The organism is Palleronia sp. LCG004, assembly GCF_032931615.1.
GTDB lineage: Bacteria > Pseudomonadota > Alphaproteobacteria > Rhodobacterales > Rhodobacteraceae > Palleronia.
Window position 1 is genome coordinate 243266 of sequence record NZ_CP136760.1, and the last position, 20134, is coordinate 263399.

At 64.2% G+C, this 20134-nt stretch carries 18 protein-coding genes; 5 read left to right on the forward strand and 13 right to left on the reverse strand.

Annotation, left to right across the window (positions count from 1 at the left end; all coding sequences use genetic code 11):
* Positions 1-55: 55 nt before the first annotated feature.
* Positions 56-490: a phasin family protein gene (locus tag RVY76_RS15615; RefSeq protein WP_317376821.1), complete on the reverse strand. Its 435-nt coding sequence runs from the start codon at positions 488-490 to the stop codon at positions 56-58.
* A 172-nt stretch (positions 491-662) separates the two neighbouring features.
* On the opposite strand from RVY76_RS15615, the gene RVY76_RS15620 reads away from it, so the two are divergent.
* Together RVY76_RS15620 and htpX are read left to right on the forward strand one after the other, a co-directional pair.
* Positions 663-2024 carry a VPLPA-CTERM sorting domain-containing protein gene (locus tag RVY76_RS15620; protein ID WP_317376822.1) on the forward strand — a complete coding sequence of 454 codons (1362 nt, stop codon included), beginning with the start codon at positions 663-665 and terminating at the stop codon, positions 2022-2024.
* A gap of 109 nt (positions 2025-2133) precedes the next feature.
* A complete protein-coding gene (htpX, locus tag RVY76_RS15625) occupies positions 2134-3027 on the forward strand; it encodes a zinc metalloprotease HtpX (protein ID WP_317376823.1) in 894 nt (297 codons plus the stop codon).
* Positions 3028-3034: 7 nt separating this feature from the next.
* Here htpX and RVY76_RS15630 read toward each other — a convergent pair whose 3' ends face one another.
* From RVY76_RS15630 to RVY76_RS15655, 6 genes are all read right to left on the reverse strand, one after another.
* Positions 3035-4513 carry a mannitol dehydrogenase family protein gene (locus RVY76_RS15630; RefSeq protein WP_317376824.1) on the reverse strand — a complete coding sequence of 493 codons (1479 nt, stop codon included), beginning with the start codon at positions 4511-4513 and terminating at the stop codon, positions 3035-3037.
* Between the two features lie 24 nt (positions 4514-4537).
* The gene (locus RVY76_RS15635; protein WP_317376825.1) at positions 4538-5536 is read right to left on the reverse strand and encodes an ABC transporter ATP-binding protein; all 999 of its coding nucleotides are present in this window, start codon (positions 5534-5536) and stop codon (positions 4538-4540) included.
* A 13-nt stretch (positions 5537-5549) separates the two neighbouring features.
* On the reverse strand, positions 5550-6380 hold the full coding sequence (locus RVY76_RS15640; protein ID WP_317376826.1) for a carbohydrate ABC transporter permease: 831 nt from the start codon (positions 6378-6380) through the stop codon (positions 5550-5552).
* 12 nt (positions 6381-6392) lie between these two features.
* Positions 6393-7265, reverse strand: a complete 873-nt coding sequence (locus RVY76_RS15645; RefSeq protein WP_317376827.1) for a sugar ABC transporter permease — start codon at positions 7263-7265, stop codon at positions 6393-6395.
* An 80-nt stretch (positions 7266-7345) separates the two neighbouring features.
* Positions 7346-8671 carry a sugar ABC transporter substrate-binding protein gene (locus tag RVY76_RS15650; RefSeq protein ID WP_317376828.1) on the reverse strand — a complete coding sequence of 442 codons (1326 nt, stop codon included), beginning with the start codon at positions 8669-8671 and terminating at the stop codon, positions 7346-7348.
* A 111-nt stretch (positions 8672-8782) separates the two neighbouring features.
* Entirely contained in the window at positions 8783-9844 is a 1062-nt protein-coding gene (locus RVY76_RS15655) for a LacI family DNA-binding transcriptional regulator (RefSeq protein WP_317376829.1), read from the reverse strand.
* A 202-nt stretch (positions 9845-10046) separates the two neighbouring features.
* On the opposite strand from RVY76_RS15655, the gene RVY76_RS15660 reads away from it, so the two are divergent.
* Both RVY76_RS15660 and RVY76_RS15665 read left to right on the forward strand, forming a co-directional pair.
* The gene (locus RVY76_RS15660) at positions 10047-10478 is read left to right on the forward strand and encodes an OmpA family protein (protein WP_317376830.1); all 432 of its coding nucleotides are present in this window, start codon (positions 10047-10049) and stop codon (positions 10476-10478) included.
* 4 nt (positions 10479-10482) lie between these two features.
* Positions 10483-11595, forward strand: coding sequence for a tetratricopeptide repeat protein (locus tag RVY76_RS15665; protein WP_317376831.1), 1113 nt, complete (start codon positions 10483-10485; stop codon positions 11593-11595).
* Positions 11596-11605: 10 nt separating this feature from the next.
* On the opposite strand, the gene RVY76_RS15670 is transcribed toward RVY76_RS15665, so the two are convergent.
* The 5 genes from RVY76_RS15670 to RVY76_RS15690 all read right to left on the reverse strand — a co-directional run bounded on the left by RVY76_RS15670 (position 11606) and on the right by RVY76_RS15690 (position 17890).
* On the reverse strand, positions 11606-12358 hold the full coding sequence (locus RVY76_RS15670; RefSeq protein ID WP_317376832.1) for a hypothetical protein: 753 nt from the start codon (positions 12356-12358) through the stop codon (positions 11606-11608).
* 224 nt (positions 12359-12582) lie between these two features.
* Complete coding sequence (locus RVY76_RS15675) at positions 12583-13890, reverse strand: short-chain fatty acid transporter (RefSeq protein WP_317376833.1); 1308 nt, start codon at positions 13888-13890, stop codon at positions 12583-12585.
* Between the two features lie 223 nt (positions 13891-14113).
* Positions 14114-15583 carry a sodium/proline symporter PutP gene (putP, locus tag RVY76_RS15680; RefSeq protein WP_317376834.1) on the reverse strand — a complete coding sequence of 490 codons (1470 nt, stop codon included), beginning with the start codon at positions 15581-15583 and terminating at the stop codon, positions 14114-14116.
* 246 nt (positions 15584-15829) lie between these two features.
* Positions 15830-17611, reverse strand: a complete 1782-nt coding sequence (locus RVY76_RS15685) for a sodium:solute symporter family protein (protein ID WP_317376835.1) — start codon at positions 17609-17611, stop codon at positions 15830-15832.
* Positions 17612-17614: 3 nt separating this feature from the next.
* Positions 17615-17890, reverse strand: coding sequence for a DUF4212 domain-containing protein (locus RVY76_RS15690; protein WP_317376836.1), 276 nt, complete (start codon positions 17888-17890; stop codon positions 17615-17617).
* 375 nt (positions 17891-18265) lie between these two features.
* On the opposite strand from RVY76_RS15690, the gene RVY76_RS15695 reads away from it, so the two are divergent.
* On the forward strand, positions 18266-19111 hold the full coding sequence (locus RVY76_RS15695; protein ID WP_317376837.1) for a glutamine amidotransferase-related protein: 846 nt from the start codon (positions 18266-18268) through the stop codon (positions 19109-19111).
* 75 nt (positions 19112-19186) lie between these two features.
* Here the strand turns inward: RVY76_RS15695 and RVY76_RS15700 are convergent, their stop codons facing one another.
* The gene (locus tag RVY76_RS15700) at positions 19187-19873 is read right to left on the reverse strand and encodes an exopolysaccharide biosynthesis protein (protein WP_317376838.1); all 687 of its coding nucleotides are present in this window, start codon (positions 19871-19873) and stop codon (positions 19187-19189) included.
* Positions 19874-20134 lie beyond the last annotated feature (261 nt).

Below are 20134 nucleotides of genomic sequence, written 5' to 3' on the forward strand. Positions count from 1 at the left end.
AAACGGCGGGCCCCGATGGATCCGCCATTTCGATACTTCCGTCCGTCGGATCGACTCAGGCGGCCGATTTGGTTGCGGAGGTTGCCTTGTTCGCGGCAGTTTCGAGATTGGCGTTCATCGTCTCGCCCATTTCCTGACCGGTCTTCTGGACCAGCTCGGTGGTCTGTCCACCGGCATTCTGCGCGATCTCGGCAAAGCTCTGCGCGGAACGCATGACGAGATCCATCTGCTTCTGCATGAAGTCGCTGTAGGCCTTGCCGTAATCGGCGAATTCTTCCCGAACCTGCGTGACTTCGCGGATGTTGGCGAAGGATTCGCGGGCGCTGTCGCTGGCGACCTCGGTCATGCGGTTGCCCGCCTCGAGCGCAACATTCGACATCCGCTCATTGCTGGATGCCCAGGTTTCGAAGGCGCTCCGATAGCTTTGCGGATCGAACAGCGACTGCATGTCGTTGGCGGCGGATTTGGTCTTCTGCTGACGATTGGCCATGACATCTTCTCCTGAAAATTAAATTGCGTTCTTTGTCTCTGCTCCATCTCATATCGTGCCGCATTGCAGCATTTCAAGTGCTGCGTCGCCGCAGAAGAGGTTAACGAAAGATGAAAGCTCAAATTGTCATGTTTCTCCCTTAAGGTGAGCCAGAATCAGGAGGAGTTGCAGAATGAGCTACAGGATTCTAGCCACGGTTGTGGCCGCGACGACATTGACCGGGCCCGTCGGTGCGGAGAACAGGATCGACGGACAGTCGCCCCTTGCTCCGGAACTTTCGAATTATGGCGAAAAACCGGTTGGCGTACGGCAGATCGACTTCGTCAATAAAGACGAAATCGACATCCTGGCGGTCGATCCGAGCGGAGACCGTCCCGAAAGCCTGCCGCGGTACGACAGACCGCTGAGCGTCGAGATGTGGTATCCTGCCGCCGAGGGGTCGGACGGCGATACATCGTTGAAGGCCTATCTGCGGGATGGAACGACCGAGGTGACCTTGGAAGGGCGCGCGATCCGCGATGCTGCACCTGCAGCATCCGAGACCCCCTATCCCCTGCTGATCCTCAGCCATGGCTATCCAGGCAACCGCTTTCTGATGTCCCATTTGGGCGAGAACCTCGCCTCCAAGGGGTATGTCGTGGCGTCCATCGATCATACCGACTCGACCTATCGCGATCAGGCGGCGTTTGCGTCGACGCTGGTGAACCGCCCGCTCGACCAGCGCTTCGTGCTCGACGAGATGGCAAAGCTCAACCGGGATGCCGAGTCGGATTTTGCCGGCATGATCGACGCCGACAATACCGGTGTGATCGGCTATTCGATGGGTGGCTACGGTGCCGTGATCAACGCGGGCGCAGGTGTCACCGAGGCTGCAGCCGGGTTCGCACCGCAGGGAACGCTTGCCATCCATCAGGCCGGGAGCGACAGCCACGAGGCGCTCGACGATCCGCGCATCAAAACGGCCGCGGCGATCGGGCCTTGGGGGATGAATGCCGGTTTCTGGGATGCGGAGGGGCTCGAAGGGATCGACATGCCGATGCTGTTCCTCGCCGGGTCCGACGACGCGACATCGCTCTACGAGGACGGGATCCGCGCGATCTGGGAGGGGGCCGTGAATGTAGACCGGACCCTCGTAACCTTCGAAGGTGGCGGCCACAGCGTCGCGGCGCCGATGCCCGCGCCGGAGGAGGCCTATTATTTTAATGATGCCTTGGGCTTCGATGTCTCGGCTCATTACAACGACCCGGTCTGGGATCAGGTACGCTCGAACAACATCGCGCAGCATTTTCTGACGGCGTGGATGAATCTCGAACTCAAGGGCGACAACTCGATGAGCCGCTATCTGGACCTGCCGGAGCTGGGCGATCTCGGAAACTGGGCCGGCTTCGACGCGGGCGAGGCGCAGGGCCTGCGATACGAGATACTTTCGGCGGGCGAGGTTTCGGCCGCGATCCCGCTTCCGGCCTCGATCTGGCTGATGGGGCTTGGCCTTGCGGGGCTCGGGGCGATGCGGTCGCGCCGACGCGACGTCTGAAAGCGCGCAGGCGGGGCCTTGCCGCCCCGCCTGCATTTCGTCGCGCGGGACCTTCACCCCCGCAACCCGACACCCATATTGCACCTTGCAACGAGAGAGGTGCCGGCAAATGAATTACGTCAAGACCGCCATGTTGATGGCCGCGATGACCGCGCTTTTCCTCGGGATCGGCTATCTACTCGCCGGAACGAGCGGGATCGCCATCGCCTTCGCCGTCGCGGTGGCGATGAACGTCTTCTCGTGGTGGAATTCCGACAAGATGGTCCTGCGGATGCACAACGCGCATCCTGTCGACGAGAATGACCGATCGGGCCTCAGGCAGATGGTGGCAGAACTGGCACGCAACGCCGACCTGCCGATGCCGGCCGTCTACCTGATCGACACAGACCAACCAAACGCCTTTGCCACGGGCCGCAACCCCGAGAACGCCGCCGTCGCGGTGACGCGCGGATTGATGCGGTCGCTCTCGCGCGAGGAAGTGGCGGCGGTGGTGGCCCACGAACTTGCCCATATCAAGAACCGCGACACGGCGATCATGATGGTGACCGCGACATTCGCCGGTGCGATTTCGATGCTGGCCAATTTCGCGCTGTTCTTTGGCGGGTCACGTGAAAGGATGGGGCTGATCGGGACGCTCGCCTTGATGATCCTGGCACCGCTTGCCGCCGCGCTCGTGCAGATGGCGATCAGCCGGACTCGCGAATACGCCGCCGACCGCGAGGGGGCCATGATTTGCGGCAACCCGATGTGGCTCGCATCGGCCTTGGAGCGTATCCAGCAGGGTGCCGCGCGGATCGACAACAATACAGCCGAGCGTAATCCCGCCACGGCGCACATGTTCATCATCAACCCGCTTCACGCGCATAGCCACGACAAGCTGTTCTCGACGCATCCGTCGACCGAGAACCGCGTCGCGGCGCTGCGCGAGATGGCCGGATCGATCAGCCCCCGGACCGAGGCCCGCCAGCAGCAGGGCCGCGATCATGACGGACCCTGGGGCTAGACACCGTTCAGGTCGAGCGTGCGTAGCGGTCGAGTGCGGCTTCGGTCCCTTCTGACCAGATGAGCGACAGCCATGCGGCGAACGCCTTTGCAAAACGGGGATCCGCGCCGATGTCGCCGTAGAACCGGCGCTGTTCGAGCCAGGCAGCCGGATCGTCCTTCGCCGCACGGGCGGCCTTCTGCAGGTCGCCCCAAAGGGGATCGTTCGGCGCGATCTCGGTTCCGTTTTCACGTGTGCCCTCGCACATCCGCGCCCAGAGCGCTTCGGCGAGAGCGAGGCCTTCGACCGGGGTGCCCGCCTCGATCGCGTCGCGGATCACCGGAACGAGGAAGCCCGTATGGCGCGACGACCCGTCGAATGCCACGCGGCGCGTCGTGTCGCGAATTTCGGGATTGGCAAAGCGGGTCGAGATGAGCTCGATATAGCGGTCGGGATCCATGTCGGGAACGGGGGCGACATGGGGGGCGATCTCCTCGCGCTCGATCTTCTGGAAGGTCGCACGGATTCCTTCGTGCTCCATCGTGCCGTGAATCGTCTCGATCCCGAGGATCTCGCCCGGATTGGCAATGATCTGGTGGCCGCCATTGAGGAGGCGGATCTTCATAGCCTCGAAGGCGTGGACATCATCGGTGAAGGTCGCCCCCGCGCGGTCCCAGTCGGGGCGGCCTGCGCAGAACTTGTCCTCGATCACCCATTGGCGGAAATTCTCGTGCGTCACGGGCGCATTGTCGGCGATTCCGAAGTCCCGAACGAGGGCGAGCTCGCTTTCGCCGGTGGCGGGAACGATGCAATCGACCATGGAATTCGGGAAGGTGCAGGTCTCTTCGATCCACTTGGCAAGTTCGGGATCAACGAGCCGCGCGAGACCCCGCACCGTCCGTGCGAGCACGTCGCCATTCCCCTGGAGGTTGTCGCAGGAAAGGCAAGTGAAGGGCCCGTGACCCGCATCGCGCCGCAGTCGAAGAGCCGCGATCATGGCTCCGAAGGCGGTGCGCGGCGTATCGGGGTGTTCGGCATCGTGGCGGATGTCGGGGTGGTCGGTGTCGAAGCCGCCCGACGCGTTCTGGAAATAGCCGCCTTCCGTCACGGTGAGCGAAACGATGCGGATGGCGGGATCTGCCATTGCTGCGATCAGCGCCGCGTTGCCGTCCTCGACCGCGACAAAACCGATCATGGAGCCGGTGACTTCGGCGGATTTACCCGAGGGATCGAGCTCGATCAGTGTGTTGAGGCAATCCTGCGCCAGCAGCACGTCTCGCCGTGCGGCATCGGGTGCGCGCACCCCCGCGCCGAGGATCGCCCAGTCATGGGCGAGTCCCTCGTCCATCAGACGGTGAAGATACCAGGCCTGATGGGCACGGTGAAAATTTCCGAGGCCGATATGGACGATGCCGGCCGACAGTTTCGTGCGGTCGTAGCTAGGACGGCGCACATCGTCGGGCAGGCGGTCGAGGGTGTCGGCGGAAAGCCGGATCGGATCGGTCATTGGGGGCGTCCAGTCTTGGGTAGGTCAGGCGATCCGGAGGCCGTTCCGGTCGAATCTGTGGATCTTGTCCGCTTCGGGGGCGAGCTGCACGCTGTCACCGCTCCTCAGCGTGACCTCGCCCGGCGCGCGCACGGTGATTGTCTCTGCGAGGCCCGTGTCGTGCACGTGGAAAAACGTGTCGGAACCCAGATGCTCGGACACGCCGACGCGGCCGTGCCAGGGCCCGTCGCCAACCGCGATATGTTCGGGACGGATGCCGATCGCGTGGGCGTCGTGCTTGGCTGCCTCGGCCCCGTCGATGACGTTCATTTTCGGGCTGCCGATGAATTCGGCGACGAAGCGGTTGCGCGGCGTCCGGTAGAGCTCCAGCGGCGACCCGACCTGCTCGACATGGCCCGCACGCAGCACGACGATCTTGTCGGCCATGGTCATCGCCTCGACCTGATCGTGGGTGACGTAGACCATCGTGGTCTTGAGACGCTCATGAAGCTCGGTAATCTCGAGCCGCATTCCGACGCGCAGGGCGGCATCGAGGTTAGAGAGCGGTTCGTCGAAGAGAAAAGCGGCGGGTTCGCGGACGATGGCGCGGCCGATCGCGACGCGCTGGCGCTGACCGCCCGAAAGCTGCCCGGGGCGCCGCTCCAGATGGTCGGTGAGGTTCAGGATCCGCGCGGCGTGTTCTACGCGCTTCTTCTTCTCGGCCTCGTCCAGCCCCGCCATCTTGAGCGGGAAGGCGACATTCTTCCTCACGCTCATATGCGGATAGAGCGCATAGGACTGGAAGACCATCGCGAGGCCGCGCTTGGCGGGCGGAAGGTCGGTGGCGGGCTTGCCGTCGATGCGGATCTCGCCGCCCGACACGTCCTCAAGCCCCGCGATGAGCCTCAGCAGGGTGGACTTGCCGCAGCCCGACGGGCCGACGAAGACCACGAACTCTCCGTCCTCGATCGTCAGGTCGAGCGGCGGGATCACCTCCGTCTCGCCGAACTTCTTCTGCACCTTCTCGAGCGTGATGCGTCCCATTTTCAGGATCTCCCTATTTCACCGCGCCGAAGGTCAGGCCGCGGACGAGCTGTCGCTGGCTGAACCAGCCCATGACGAGGATCGGCGCGATCGCCATGGTCGAAGCCGCCGAAAGTTTAGCGTAGAAGAGGCCTTCGGGGCTCGAATAGCTCGCGATGAACGCGGTGAGCGGTGCCGAATTCGCGGCCGTGAGGTTCAGCGTCCAGAATGCCTCGTTCCAGGCGAGGATGACGTTGAGAAGCAGCGTCGAGGCGATGCCGGGCACTGCCATCGGAAGCAGCACGTAGATCACCTCCGAACTAAGACCCGCACCGTCCATCCGGGCAGCCTCGAGGATGTCATTTGGGATCTCGCGGAAATATGTGTAGAGCATCCAGACGATGATAGGCAGGTTGATGAGCGTCAGCACGATGACGAGGCCCGTCCGCGTATCCAGCAGCCCCCAGTCGCGGAAGATCAGGTAGATCGGCACGAGCACGCCGACCGGCGGCAGCATCTTGGTCGACAGCATCCACATCAGGACGTTCTTCGTCTGCTTTCCCGGCACGAACGCCATGGCCCAGGCGGCCGGAATGGCGATGGCAAGGCCAATCACCGTGGAGCCGAGCGAGATCACCACCGAGTTCCAGAAATGCCGGAAGTAATCAGAGCGCTCCTGCACGGCTATGTAGTTCTGCAACGTCCAGTCGAAGAACAGGAACGAGGGCGGGGTCGAGATCGCTTCGCCTTCGGTCTTGAACGAGGTTAGGATCGTCCAGAGGATCGGGAAGAAGATCAAGAAGGCGACGATTGCCGCGGTAACGGTATAGATCGCCTTGGTTCTGGTCTGGACTGCGCGGGCCATGGACGTCTCTCCTCAGGCGTCGAGATTCTTGCCGATCATCCGCATGAGGAAGATCGCGACGATGTTGGCGAGGATGACGGCGATCACGCCGCCGGCGGAACCGGTGCCCACGTCGAAGCGCAGCAGGCTCTCGGCGTAGACGAGATAGGTGAGGTTCGTCGAGGCCACGCCGGGGCCACCATTCGTGGTGACGAGGATCTCGGCGAAGATCGACAGCAGGAAGATCGTCTGGATCAGCACGACGACGGTGATTGCACGCGCCAGGTGTGGCAGCTTGATATACCAGAAGCGCGACCAAGCGGAGGCACCGTCCATCTCAGCCGCTTCGAGCTGTTCTCCGTCGAGGCTCTGCATCGCGGTCAGGAGGATCAGTGTGGCGAAGGGAAGCCATTGCCACGACACGATCCCCACAATCGAGGCGAGCGGAGCCTGCGTCAGGAAATCATAAGCCGGAAGGCCGAAGATCCCCGCGATCCATGCGAAGAGGCCGTTCACGGGATTCATGAACATGTTCTTCCAGACGAGTGCCGAGACAGTGGGCATCACGAAGAAGGGTGAGATCACCATGATCCGCCAGAGCCCGACGCCCCACATCGGTTGGTCAAGCAGGGTGGCGAGCGCGATGCCGCCTACGATTGTGATGAAGAGGACGCCGCCTACAAGCAGCAACGTGTTCCAGATCGCGGTCTGGAAGGCCGGATCACTCAGGAAGTAGGTATAGTTCTCGAGGCCGACGAAGGGATTCTGCCCCGGCATCAGCAGGTTGTAGCGAAGAAGCGAGAAATAGATCGTCATCCCCAGAGGGATGAGCATCCATGCGAGGAGCAGGACGACCGACGGTGCGATCATGAACCGCGCGGCAGCGCGCGAATGTTGCGTGGCCATGGAGCTTGCCCCTTCGCGAGGAGGGTTGTGTCGGGGGGCGGTGCCCCCCGACGGATCAGCCGATCAGATCGGACGTACGATCAGTTCGAGCCGTAGCCCGCGCGGTCGATATCGCGCTGGGTCGCCGACTGCGCGGATTGCAGCGCCTGTTCGGCATCCATCTGCCCTGCCAGAGCGGCCGAGAAGGTCTGACCGACCGCCGTGCCGATGCCCTGGAATTCCGGGATCGAGACGAATTGCGCACCGGTATAGGGCGTTTCCTGCACCGACGGGCTGTCGGTATTGACCGCTTCGATCGAGTTCAGGGTCATTTCGGCAAAGGGAGCCGCTTCCTGATACTCGGCGTTCTCGTAGAGTGATGTCCGCGTGCCCGGAGGGGCGGCGCGCCAGCCCTGACGCTCGGCAACGAGCTGGGTGTAGTCCTGCGAGGTCGCCCAGGAGATGAACTCCTTGGCCACGTCCTGCTGGTCGGACGAGGAGGGCACGCCAAGCGTCCAGACCCAGAGCCAGTTGCCGTGGTTGTCGACGCCTTCCTTGTTGGGGAAGCGCGCGAAGCCCACATTGTCGGCGACCTGACTTTCGTCGGGGTCGGTCACGAAGGACGCGGCGACCGTCGCGTCGATCCACATGCCGCAGCGGCCTTGCTGGAACAGCGTCAAGTTTTCGTTGAAGCCGTTGGCCGCGGCACCCGGAGGGCCGTATTCGTTCATCAGCGACAGATAGTCGGTCAGCGTTTCCTGCCACTCGGGGCTGTCGAACTGTGCTTTCCAGTCCATGTCGAACCAGCGCGCACCGTAGGAATTGGCCATCGCGGTGATGAGGGCCATGTTCTCGCCCCAGCCGGGCTTGCCGCGCAAGCAGATGCCGTAGACATCGTCGCCGGCTTCCTGCATGGCCGCGGCGGCCTCGCGGATTTCGGTCCAGGTGGGCTCGTCCGACATTTCGATCCCGGCCTGCTCGGCGAGGTCGGTGCGGTACATCACCATTGCGGATTCACCGTAGAACGGCACCGCGTAGAGCGTGTCCTCGACCGACAGGGCCTTGCGGACCGCGGGCAGCAGATCGTCGACGTTGTAATCCTCGGGCAGATCGTCGAGCGAGGCGAGCCAGCCCTGCTGTCCCCAGATCGGAACCTCGTAGTTGCCGACCGTCACGACGTCGAAGGAGTTGCCGCTCATTCCGACATCCTGCGTCACGCGCTGGCGAAGCTGGTTCTCTTCGAGCGTGACCCATTCGATAGTATTGCCGGTCTCTTCCTCCCAAGCGGAGGAGAGCTCCTGCATGCGGATCATGTCGCCGTTGTTCACCGTGGCGACGGTGATCTCGGCCGCACTCGCGGTGAAGGCGAGTCCAGCGGCAATGCCGCAACCCGCAACGGACCCCATGAGGGTGCGTTTGGTCATCATGTCTTTCCTCCCGGTAAAATCTTTACACGTGTCAAAGATTGATCGGGGATGTCCGATCCGTCAAGCATGAAGATGTAAAATCTTCCGCCGCGCTGCGGCGAACGTTGGTGCTCAGGCGCTTTGGCGGACCTTCAGGACCCCTTCGAAAAGAAGGAGCGCAGGCTCCGTCCGCTGGCTTTTCGCGTGGATCTTTTCGGTCAACAATCGCACCGCGTTGCGCCCGATTGCGGCCACATCCTGCGCCACCGTGGTCAGGGACGGGGTCGTGAACGGGCAGAGCGGATAGTCGTCGTGGCCCGCGATCCTCAGCCCACCCCGCGAGGCACCACCGGGATCAAGGCCATGCCGCGCCGCGGCGGCGAGAGCGCCGATCGCCACCCTGTCATTGGCACATAGGATGGATCTCTGGGTATGGAGGCCGCGCGAGAAGAGGTCGTCGAGCACGGCGAAGCCATGTGATTCGTAATGGTCGGCGTCGTTCTCGGGCTTCGTGCCAATCACGATCGGCTCGTGGCCGAGCGATTCCATCCGGTCCACATAGGCGCGCTCGCGCTCGAGCGCGTTGAAGTTCGTTCCGGGCATGGCGAGAAAGGCGGGCGGGTCGCCGGCATCGCAAAGGTAATCCACGATGAGCCTGGTGGAGCGGGGGTGGTCGGTGCCCACGTAATCCATCTGCGGCAGCGTATGCGGGCGCGAATCCATGAGGATGTAGGGCAGCCGCGCGTCGAGCCGCGTATGGGCGCGCGCATCGCTGCGGTCGCCCAGCGGCGCCACGAGCGCGCCGTCCACGCTCATCGACAGGAAGGTCTCGACCGCGCGCGCCTCGATCGCGGGATCGTCGTGGGAACATTGCGTGATGACGGTGAAGCCCGCCTCCATCGCGGCCATCTCGACCGCCTTGAGCAGGTTGGTGAAGAAGAGGTCGTTCAGATACGGGATGATGACCCCGATGATCCCAGTCGACTTGCGGTTCATCCGCGTGGCGAAGAAATTCGGCACGTATTCGACCGTGCTGAGACCCTCCTCGATCCGGCGGACGGAAGCGGCACTAACCCGAGATGGGTCCTGGAAGTACCGCGACAACGTCGGACGCGAGACGCCGATCGCGGCGGAAAGCTCCTCCATCGTCTGGATCAGCGGCCTGGACCCGTCCTGGCGATCCGAGCGGGACATGAGTGTTCCTTCCTTCGCCGCAATTCAAATGCATCGCCGCGATCGATCCCCCCGATCCGGCATAGGCAGGCATATTGGGCGATCTTGACGCGCGACGCAAAGCCGTTCGGCGCGATCTGGGCCGACCGGTCGGGAAAGATTGCGGGGTGCCGCGGAAATCCTTAACGTTCCATTAACGAGTATCAGTACCGGAGTTAATGCCATGCATGCGAAGCCGCTTGTCCTTTCCCTTTCCCTCGCCCTGTCGCTGTTCGCGTTCCAGGCCCCCGCGCAGCAATCGGCCTCGCTGTCGGTCGATCCGGATCAGGAGGGGCTGTCGATCCTCTTCGATCTGGGAGGGGCGTCGATCCGGTCGGATCAGCAGGAAGTGCTCGATCAGGCATCGCGCCTGTTCCGCGACGGCAATCCGGTCGTCATGATTGTCACGGGCAGCGCGGACACAGTCGGCAGCGCATCGGAAAATCTGGACCTGTCGATCCGTCGCGCGCGCAACGTGGCAGACGGCCTCGTCGCGCGCGGCATTCCTATCGAGCGTTTGCAGGTCCTGGGCCGTGGCAACAGCGAGTTGCCCGTCCCGACGGATGACGGCGTGGCGAACGAAGAGAACCGCTCCGTCCTCATCAACTGGCGCTGAGGGGATGCGCGGCGCGGCATCGCTGCTGATCGCCCTGAGCCTCGCCGCTCCGGCGGGCGCGCAGGATTATGGCTCGGGGCAGGAGGCCTATGCGGCGCGCGACTGGGCGGCGGCCGAACGCCTGTGGCTGGATGCGGCCGAAGACGGGTCGGCCGAGGCGTTCCTCGGGCTTGGCAACCTGCTCGATTTCGGGCTGACGGGCCCCTCCCGGCCTGACGAGGCCTTCGCGATGTATCGCCGCGCGGCGCGGCTGGGAAATGCCGAGGCGGCGTTCAACGTGGCGGTCATGCTCGATTCCGGCGTCGGGGCCGAGAGCGATCCGCGCGGGGCTGCGGGATGGTACGCACTGTCGGCGCTCGACGATTTTCCGCGGGCACAGTACAACCTCGGCCGGATCTTCGCCGAGGGAACCGGCGTCCCCGCCAATCCCGCCCTTGCCGATCTGTGGCTCGGACGCGCGCAGGACGACGTGCCTGCGGCAGGCGACCTGCTTCAAGGCCTTGCGCCGGTCGAGGGTGCGGCGCTCGGTGCGCCCGAGATCCTGCTGGTCGTGCTCGTCGAGGACGGGAGCGGTGCGGAGGCGCGCCTCGCCTGGGCGGCACCGCCCGGCCCGGACGGCAGCCGCTATCGCGTCGAGATGATGGATGCCGCGGCAAGACCCGCCGCGCGACAGGTCCAGTCGATCGAAACGGAGATCTCGGCGGCCTCCCTCACGCTGCCCGATCTCCCCGAGGATGCGATCGTCCGCGTAATCCAGATGGGCGAGACGGATTACGCCGCATCGCCCTGGACCGATGCCGAGGGCGTGCCCGTCGAGACGGTGCCGCCTGCGACGGTGCGGTTCCGGGTTGGGCAGGATGATCGCCGGGCGATGGGATATGCCGAACGGATCGGCGCATCGCTCGACCGGTCGGGACTCGACGTCGTCTATGACCTGACCGAGGATGCCGACGGGACGAGTTCCGTGGTCTATGGCTTCGACAGCGATCTGGACCTGGCCGCGCAGATCGCCGACTTCGTCCCGGCACTGGGCGAAGGCGGGGCCCTTCGGGAGGGCGGTCTGGACCTTGGTCCGGGCGAGGTTCTGGTGCGGATCGTCTTCGAGACCGGCGGATAGAAGGCGAGGTTCAGGAGCCTTCGTCAGCGAGATAAACGATCAGGCGACCCTCGGGCGGGGAGGGGCGCAACCCGGTGAGATCGAGCGGTTCGCCCCCCACGATCGTGGCGAGCCTCTCGGCGGCTTCGACGTCGCCCGGGTGGAAGTACTGCACGCTCGACGTTTCGATCGGAAAGGTGCTGCGGCGTCTTTCCTCGTCACCGGCGGCAAAGGGCAGATCGCGGGTCTGGGCGGAACGGGCGACGATCACGAGGTCGTGCCGCGAGAGATCCGGGAGTCGTTCGGAGCCGGGCTTCAGCGTCGCCGCGAGGATGCCCGTACCGATCACGAGCACCGCTGCCCCTGCGGCATAGAGCGATGCGTGCCGCATCGGAGTTGCGTCGTCTTCCGCTTCCGCAGGCGCGGGCGCGCCGTGACGGAGCGTCCGGGCCAGTTCCCGGCCGGACCCGATCGTGCGGTCGGCGTCCCGCGGCCGGGGTGGGGTGTATTGCCTGGCGGGGGGAGTGATCTTTCGTTCGGCCAGCGCGCGTTCGCGTGCGGTCCGTGCCGCTTCCAGACGTCGGTCGAGGGAAACGGCCGTTTCCTGCCCGGCCTTCCGTGCGGGTCTGGCCGTCGCCTTTTCGCGCCCTGCAAGCGCCTTTTCGCGGGCGCGGCGTGCGGCTGCCAACCGCGCTTCCCAGTCGGGCGAGCGCGCGCCGGGATCGTCGTCGACCCCGGTCGTGTCGTGATCGGCGTCCTGTCCGTCGTCGCCGCTGCGGCCCATTCGATCCCCGTTACGCTCGTCTCAGGGCGTTGCGGCACATGAATGGCCACGACGCCCGGGTCATGCAGCAATGCTAGCGCATTTCCCGCCGGGGCGAAGGGCTGCCGCAATCCATCCGTTCACATCAGCGATGGAGCTTCACCCATCCCTGGTGTTCGGTCAGCCTTTGGGCATCCGCGGTGCGGACACGACCGCGCCGCGCAGACTTCGATCGGCTGCCCGGGTTACAGGAAGGTCAGACCGACGGAGATGATGATCCCCGACAGGATCAGATGCACGACGCAAAACCCCATGATGTCCTTCGCGGCAAGCCCCGCGATCCCGAGGATCGGCAGCGCCCAGAAGGGTTGGATCATGTTGGTCCAGGCGTCGCCCCAGGCGACTGCCATCGCGGCGCGCGCCTGATCCGTTCCGAGCTCGGCCGCCGCGGGGACGATCACGGGTGCCTGCACAGCCCATTGTCCGCCGCCCGAGGGCACGAAGAAGTTGACGATGCCGGCCGACAGGAACGCCCAGAAGGGCAGGGTCGTCGCACTGGCGAGGCCCACCAGCGATGCCGAGATGGTCGCCGCGAGGCCCGATTGCGTCATGATTGCCATGATGCCCGCATAGAACGGGAACTGGATGACGATACCGGCCCCGCCCTTCACGCCGTCCGCAAGACTGTCGAGAAGGTTTCGCGGGTTCCCGTGCAAAAGAATCGCGAGCGTGAGGAAGATGAAGTTCACCACGTTGAGCGACAGCCCGCCCCCGGTGGCGAAATACTGGATCAACCAGGCAAGCCCCGCGAACCCGATCAGCATCGAAAGCGCGGGCGAGGTCTCGACCCAGTCGGCGGGACGGTCCGTGGAGCGGCGAGGCTTTTCCTCGGGATCGAGGAGGCTGCGGTCGATCAGAACCTCCTCGTCCTCGGGGGGAAGCATGGCGCGGTTGACGAAGGGCACCGCGATGAAGAGCGCCGCGACGATGATCAGGTTGAACGGTGCGAAGATCGTCTCGGAGGTGGGAACGATGCCGAGGCTGTCGACGAAGGGGTGGTCCGCCGTCGCGATAGAAAGCGGGATGGAGCCCGCAAGCCCGCCATGCCAGACGATGAAGCCCGAATAGGCCGACGCGACGAGAAGACGGTAATCGACCGCGATCCGGCGCGCGAGTTCCTTGGCGAAGAGTGCGCCCACGACGAGGCCGAAGCCCCAGTTTATCCAGGATGCAAGCAACGAGACGAGAGAGACGAGGAGGATCGCGCCGCCACGGCTATTCGCGAGGCCCGCGAGCGCGCCGAGGCCGCGGCTGACGACCGGCGTCGATGCCATCATGTATCCCGTCACGAGAACCAGAAGCATCTGCATCGAGAAGGAAAGGAGGGACCAGAATCCGTCGCCCCAGATGGCGACGATCTCGAGCGGTCCTGTCCCTTCGACCAGCAGCGCAGCGAGCCCCGCGACGAGCGTCAGGACCACGACGAAGACGAACGGGTCGGGCAGGTAGCGATCGACGATACGCGTCATCGGTCGCGAGATGAATTGAAGCACGGCGTCCTCCCTAAGATCGGTTCGGGCGGAGCTTATAGCGATGGTCGGCGCATGCCAGAGCGAGGGCCGCGATCGGGTCGGGACGGGGCCGAAAAGCCACGGCACTCGGGGGGCAAGAACTTGCCGACGGGACCGGTATCCCGGAACGCGATTGTCAGACTTCGTTCTGCGGTGATTGGTCTACGACCGACCGGCCCTTCGATTGCAGGGCCGGTCGGTCGTTCTATTCCGCCGGGACGGCGCGGAACTCCTGCCGGTCGCGCGTGGCCAGGCTGACGCCGATTGTAGCGACAGTGGCGGCGATGAAGCCCGGGATGATCTCGTATATTCCGGGGCCACCTAGGAAGCTTCCGTTCCATCCCGCGAAAATCCAGAGGATCACAACAGCCGCCCCGGTGACGAGACCGGCCACCGCGCCCGCCCCGGTCATCCGCGACCAGGTCAGCGACAGAATGATGAGGGGCCCGAACGCGGCACCGAAACCCGCCCAGGCATTGGATACGAGCCCGAGCACCTCGCTTTCGGGATCGCGGGCGATGAAGGCCGCGACGAGGCCCACCGCGACCACGGAAAGACGGCCGATATTGACAACTTCCGTCTCGCTCGCGTCACGGTGGATGAAGAGCCTATAGAAATCTTCGGCGAGAGAGGAGGATGCCACGAGAAGCTGACTGGAAACCGTCGACATGATCGCGGCCAGCAGCGCGGCGAATAGAAACCCGGTGACGAGCGGGTGGAACAGCAGGTTCGCCAAAACGATGAAGATCGTCTCGCCATCGCTGACATCTACGCCGTTGCGCACGACATAGGCCCGTCCGAGAATGCCCACCCCGATCGCGCCGATCAGGGAAATGCCCATCCAGATCATCCCGATGTTCCGCGCGGCCGCCACCGCCCCGACGGACTTGATCGCCATGAAGCGGACGATGATGTGCGGCTGCCCGAAATAGCCGAGCCCCCAGGTTACTGCCGAGAGCCATCCGAGCAGCGTGAGGCCCGATGTCAGAGAGAGGGAAAAACCCTCGACGCCCGAAAGCGTCTCGCGCGCCTGATCGAATCCACCGCCGTCGCCTGCGTAGAGAACCACGATCGGCATGACGACAAGGGCGAGCATCATGATGCAGCCCTGCACGAAATCGGTGAGCGACACCGCGAGGAAACCGCCGACGACGGTATAGGCGAGCACCATGCCGAGCGTCAGCCAGACGCCCAGCTGATAGGACCCGTCGAACGCGGATTGCACCAGCTTGCCGCCACCGACGAGGCCGCTCGCCGTGTAGACGGCGAAGAAGAGGACGATCACGACCGCCGAGACCACCCGCAGAAGCGTCGCCTGGCTGGGGAAGCGATTGGCGAGGAAGGAAGGAATGGTCAGCGCGTTGTCGTAGCGTTCGGTCTGCTCGCGCAGGCGCGGCGCGACGATGATCCAGTTGAAGAGCGCCCCGACGAACAGGCCGATCCCGATCCAGGCCTCAACGAGGCCCGCGGCATAGAGCGCACCCGGCAGACCCAGCAACAGCCAACCCGACATGTCCGACGCGCCGGCGGACAGCGCGGCCACCGCCGGAGGCAGATTGCGGCCCCCGAGGACGTAATCCTCGGAATTCGACGTCGATCTTCGATACGCGTATAGTCCGATCGCGATCATCGCGGCGAAGTATATCGCGAGCGATACCCAAATTCCGGTTGCCATCGAGGGTCCTCCTTGCAGCTTCGGTCCGACCCTTGCACGGTGTTCACCGAAATTTGAACCGTTAAATCTGAAGTGAGCTGCGGTCCGATGCAGCAGAGGCCGGCCCGAAAGGGGTCGAAGGGGACGTATCGCCGCTGACTTTGGTCATCGGTAAAGGGGACGAAAAGGCCGGCTCGGGGATCGAGCCGGCCTTTCCTGGTTCGGATCGGGCCCGGGGCGTCGGCCCGAAGGCTGACGCGATCGGGGTCAGTGGCCGGTGGCGCTGCCGGCCCCACGGGGAATGCGGACATTCTCGATCATCGCCTTCACCTCGTCGGGGGTATCGGCCGTGCGGCCCGAGACCACGAAGGCCACGACGAAGTTCAGCAGCGCCCCGAAGCAGCCGATGGCGGTCGATTGAATCCCGAAGAGCGAACCCTCGATCGTGTCGGGAAAGCTTTCGGTGCCGGGGATGAAGAACCAGCCCTTGTGTAGGAAGATGTAGACCACCGTGAAGACGAGCCCGGTCAGCATGCCCGATACGGCACCCACGTTGTTGATGCGGCGCGAGAAGACGCCCATCACCAGCGCGGGAAAGATCGTCGCCGCCGCGATCCCGAAGGCGAGTGCCACGGTCTGCGCGGCAAAGCCCGGCGGGTTCAGTCCGAGATACGTGGCCACCACCACCGCAACCGCCATTGAGCCCCGTGCCCACCACAGCTCTGCCGAATCCGAGATGTTCGGATTGATCGACCGCTTCACGAGGTCGTGGCTGATCGCCGAGGAGATCGCCAGGAGCAGACCCGCCGCGGTCGAGAGCGCGGCCGCCATTCCGCCCGCCGCCACCAGCGCGATGACCCAGCCGGGAAGCTGCGCGATCTCGGGGTTCGCAAGGACGAGGATGTCAGGGTTGAAGAGGACGAGCTCGTTGCCGGCAAGTTCGGTCGTGCCGAGGGTCTCGGAAGGCGTGCCGTTCTCGTCGTAATATTGCAGGCGGCCGTCCCCGTTCTTGTCCTCGATGCCGAGCAGCCCGGTGGTCTGCCAGTTCTCGAACCAGGCCGGAAGCTCGTCGATCTCGATCGCCTCTGCGTTCTGGGTGCCGTTGGGCCAGATCGTGTCCATGATGTTGAGCCGCGCCATCGCGCCGACCGCCGGGGCGGTCAGATAGACGATGGCAATGAAGACCAGCGCCCAGCCTGCCGACAGCCGCGCATCCGACACTTTCGGCACGGTGAAGAAGCGGATGATCACGTGTGGCAGGCCCGCGGTGCCGATCATCAGGGTCAGGGTGAACAGGAACATGTTGAGCACCGCCAGGGGCGCGCCGTCCTGTGCGGTGTAGGACGAGAAACCGAGATCCGCGAGGGTCTGGTTCAGCGTTGCCAGCAACGGCTCTCCGGAATTCTCATAGGTTGAGAAAAGGCCGAGGCCCGGGATCGGATTGCCCGTCAGCTGGAGCGAGATGAAGATCGCCGGCACCGTATAGGCGAAAACCAGGACGACGTATTGAGCGACCTGGGTATAGGTGATCCCCTTCATGCCCCCGAGAACCGCGTAGAAGAACACGACCGCCGCCCCGATGAAGAGGCCGGTGGAGTTCGACACCTGGAGAAAGCGCGAGAAGGCCACGCCCACCCCGGTCATCTGCCCGATGACGTAGGTGATCGAGGCGATGACGAGGCACAGCACCGCCACGAGTCGCGCGCTGCGGCTGTAGAAGCGGTCGCCGATGAATTCGGGAACGGTGAAGCTGCCGAACTTGCGGAGATACGGTGCCAGCAGCAATGCCAGCAGCACGTATCCCCCCGTCCATCCCATGAGATAGGCGGACGCCGTGTAGCCCGAGAAGGCGATGAGGCCCGCCATGGAGATGAAGGAGGCGGCCGACATCCAGTCCGCCGCTGTGGCCATTCCGTTTGTGACCGGATGGATGCCGCGTCCGGCCGCGTAGAATTCCGATGTCGTTCCGGCCCGTGCCCAGATCGCGATCGCGATATAAAGCAGGAACGAGCCGCCGATGATCAGCAGGTTGAGGTAATACTGGTCCATGGCTCAATCCTCCTCGACGCCGTATTCCCGGTCGATCTTGTTCATGCGCCAGGCGTAGAAAAAGATCAGGACAAGGAAGACGAGGATCGAGCCTTGCTGGGCGAACCAGAACCCCAGATCCGTTCCGCCGATCGGTATGACCGACAATATCGGCCGCAAGAGAATGGCGAAGCCGAAGCTCACCAGGGCCCAGACGATAAGGCATCCGACGATCGTCCGGATATTGGCCTTCCAGTAGCCGGTCGCGTCACTTGGACGCCGTCCCGTTCCGTCACTCATGATTTCCTCCCAGTTTCACGATGCACGTTTCGTCGTGTCCGACACCAGCATCGCGAGATCAGCATGGGCCGAAGTCTCGCTATAAGGTAGTGATTTTTCATAGGGTGGGACGGTACCGCGCAATTCGGCCGATCAGGTCCGCAGGGGACGTAAATCGGTCGGTCTGCGTCCTCTGCCAACCGTTTCCGGCAGTATGAAAGCATGGGTGTTGCGTGCAAGCGAAGCGCCGCGCCGAAGAGGCCGGGTCGAAGACCATTGGCCGGTCGAAGCGTCCGGCCCTCGGGTCGCACCCGCGATTTGTCGCATGCCGGTTCCAAGTCGCTGCGGGGACCTATGTGGCTGCTGACCCAACCCTGATGCCGAGATATTTCGACCATGCCGCTTCATGTCCTCGTCGTGTCGAGCGAGACCCCGGACCAGCAGGCCGCCCGGCGTCGTCGTTCGGGCATGGCCTCGCACGAAACCTATGCCGACACCGTGCGCGACATGATGGGGGAGGGCACGATCGAGCATGTCTCCTGCGTGGAAAGCGGTGCCGATGTGACACTCGAATGGCTGCGGCAGTTCGACGGCGTCCTGTTTCCGGGTTCGCCCATCCAGATGCATGAAGCCACGCCCGAAGTCCGCAGGGCGGCACGTTTCATGGCGGCCGTGTTCGAAGCGGGCGTGCCATCCTTCGGGTCCTGTGCGGGATTGCAGATCGCCGCGGTCGCCGCGGGTGGTGCGGTAAAGCCCTGCGAAACGCGGATGGAGGCCGGATTTGCGCGCGGGATCGTCGCGACCGAGGCTGGGCGCGGTCATCCGATGTTGCGGGGGCGCCCGGGCGCGTGGGACGCCCCGACGATGCATTCGGCCGTCGTGTGCGAGCTGCCCGAAGGGGGAACGGTCCTCGCCGGGACGCGGGACGTGCCCGTCGAGGCCGCGGAAATCCGGTCGGGATCGGGTGTGTTCTGGGGTGTGCAGTATCACCCCGAACTCGCCCTGGCCGAGATCGCGGATGCGCTGAGAGGGCAGTCCGAGGCGCTCGTCCATCAGGGTCTGGCCCAGGACGAGAAAACCGTCGAGCGGTATGCGGGCGATCTCGATGCACTGGATGCGGTGCCGGAACGGCGCGATCTTGCATGGCAGCTCGGTCTGGATGTCGAAGTCACCGACGGGCGGCTACGACGAACGGAAATTGCCAATTTCCTGAATGCGATCAGGCAAAAGGCCGCAGCCTGATCGGGGCCGCCTCGTCCCGGCGATCAGTGTGCATCCAGAGCGTCCCGTCGATCGCTTGAAATGCGGTTCCTTCGCTCAGGACAAGATGAACGAGTGGACGAGCAGGACGGCACCCTTGAGCAGTCCGAGGATCACGCCGGACACAACCGCGATCCCCGCAAGACCGATCACCGTACCGGCGATAGCCGCGATGCCGTCCCTTTCGAGGACTGCCAGCGCCATGATCGCAATTGCGAGGGCAGGAACAGAGTTCCCGAACGGGATCGGCAGGAACAGGACGACCGCGAGGATGAAGGCGAAGAGACCGATGATCCGTTCACCGGGCCGGTCGACCAGCCACGTCAATCTCGGGCCGATCAGACGTTCGAGCCGTCGGACGAAAGGCAGGACCCGCAGCAGCATCCGCGAAAAATCGGCGCGCCGGAAGGACCGCTTGCGCATGAGCTCGGGCAGCCACGGCTGGTCGCGGCCGCACATGAGCTGCCAAGTCAGGAGAAGCAGAGGCGCGCCAAGAACCGCAGAGATGCCGGGGATCGCAATGGGCAGCGCCACGGGAAGTGCGAAGATGAACAGCAGCGAGCCGAATGCGCGATTGCCGAACCCCTCGACGAGCTGACCCAGCGTGATCCGTTCGTCGGCACCGGCGGGCGCGTCGGCGATCCCCTGAAGTATGTCGGAGATCCGGCGTGTCGTGCGGTCGTCGTCCGGATCGGGGGGGTCTGCGGCCATTGTAACTTCGGGGGCCGTCGTCTGCGTGAGCATGGTCGGTCTCTTGAAAAAGCTGCCTGAACGCTGTCGGGGCAATCGCGCCGAAAGCAACTCCTGTCTCGGTACGGGTGCGGTGTACTCTCCGAGTTTCGGCGTTGCACTACGAAATGCAGTCGCCATCCTGATCCGATCCCACGGAACGGAATACGGGTCGACATTTGGCAACGCGCCAACCTGCCCTTCGGGTTCCGCAACCGATGGGAGTTTAGGCGTTCGGATCCAACAGGTCCGAAGAATTCAGCAAAATGCCCTATC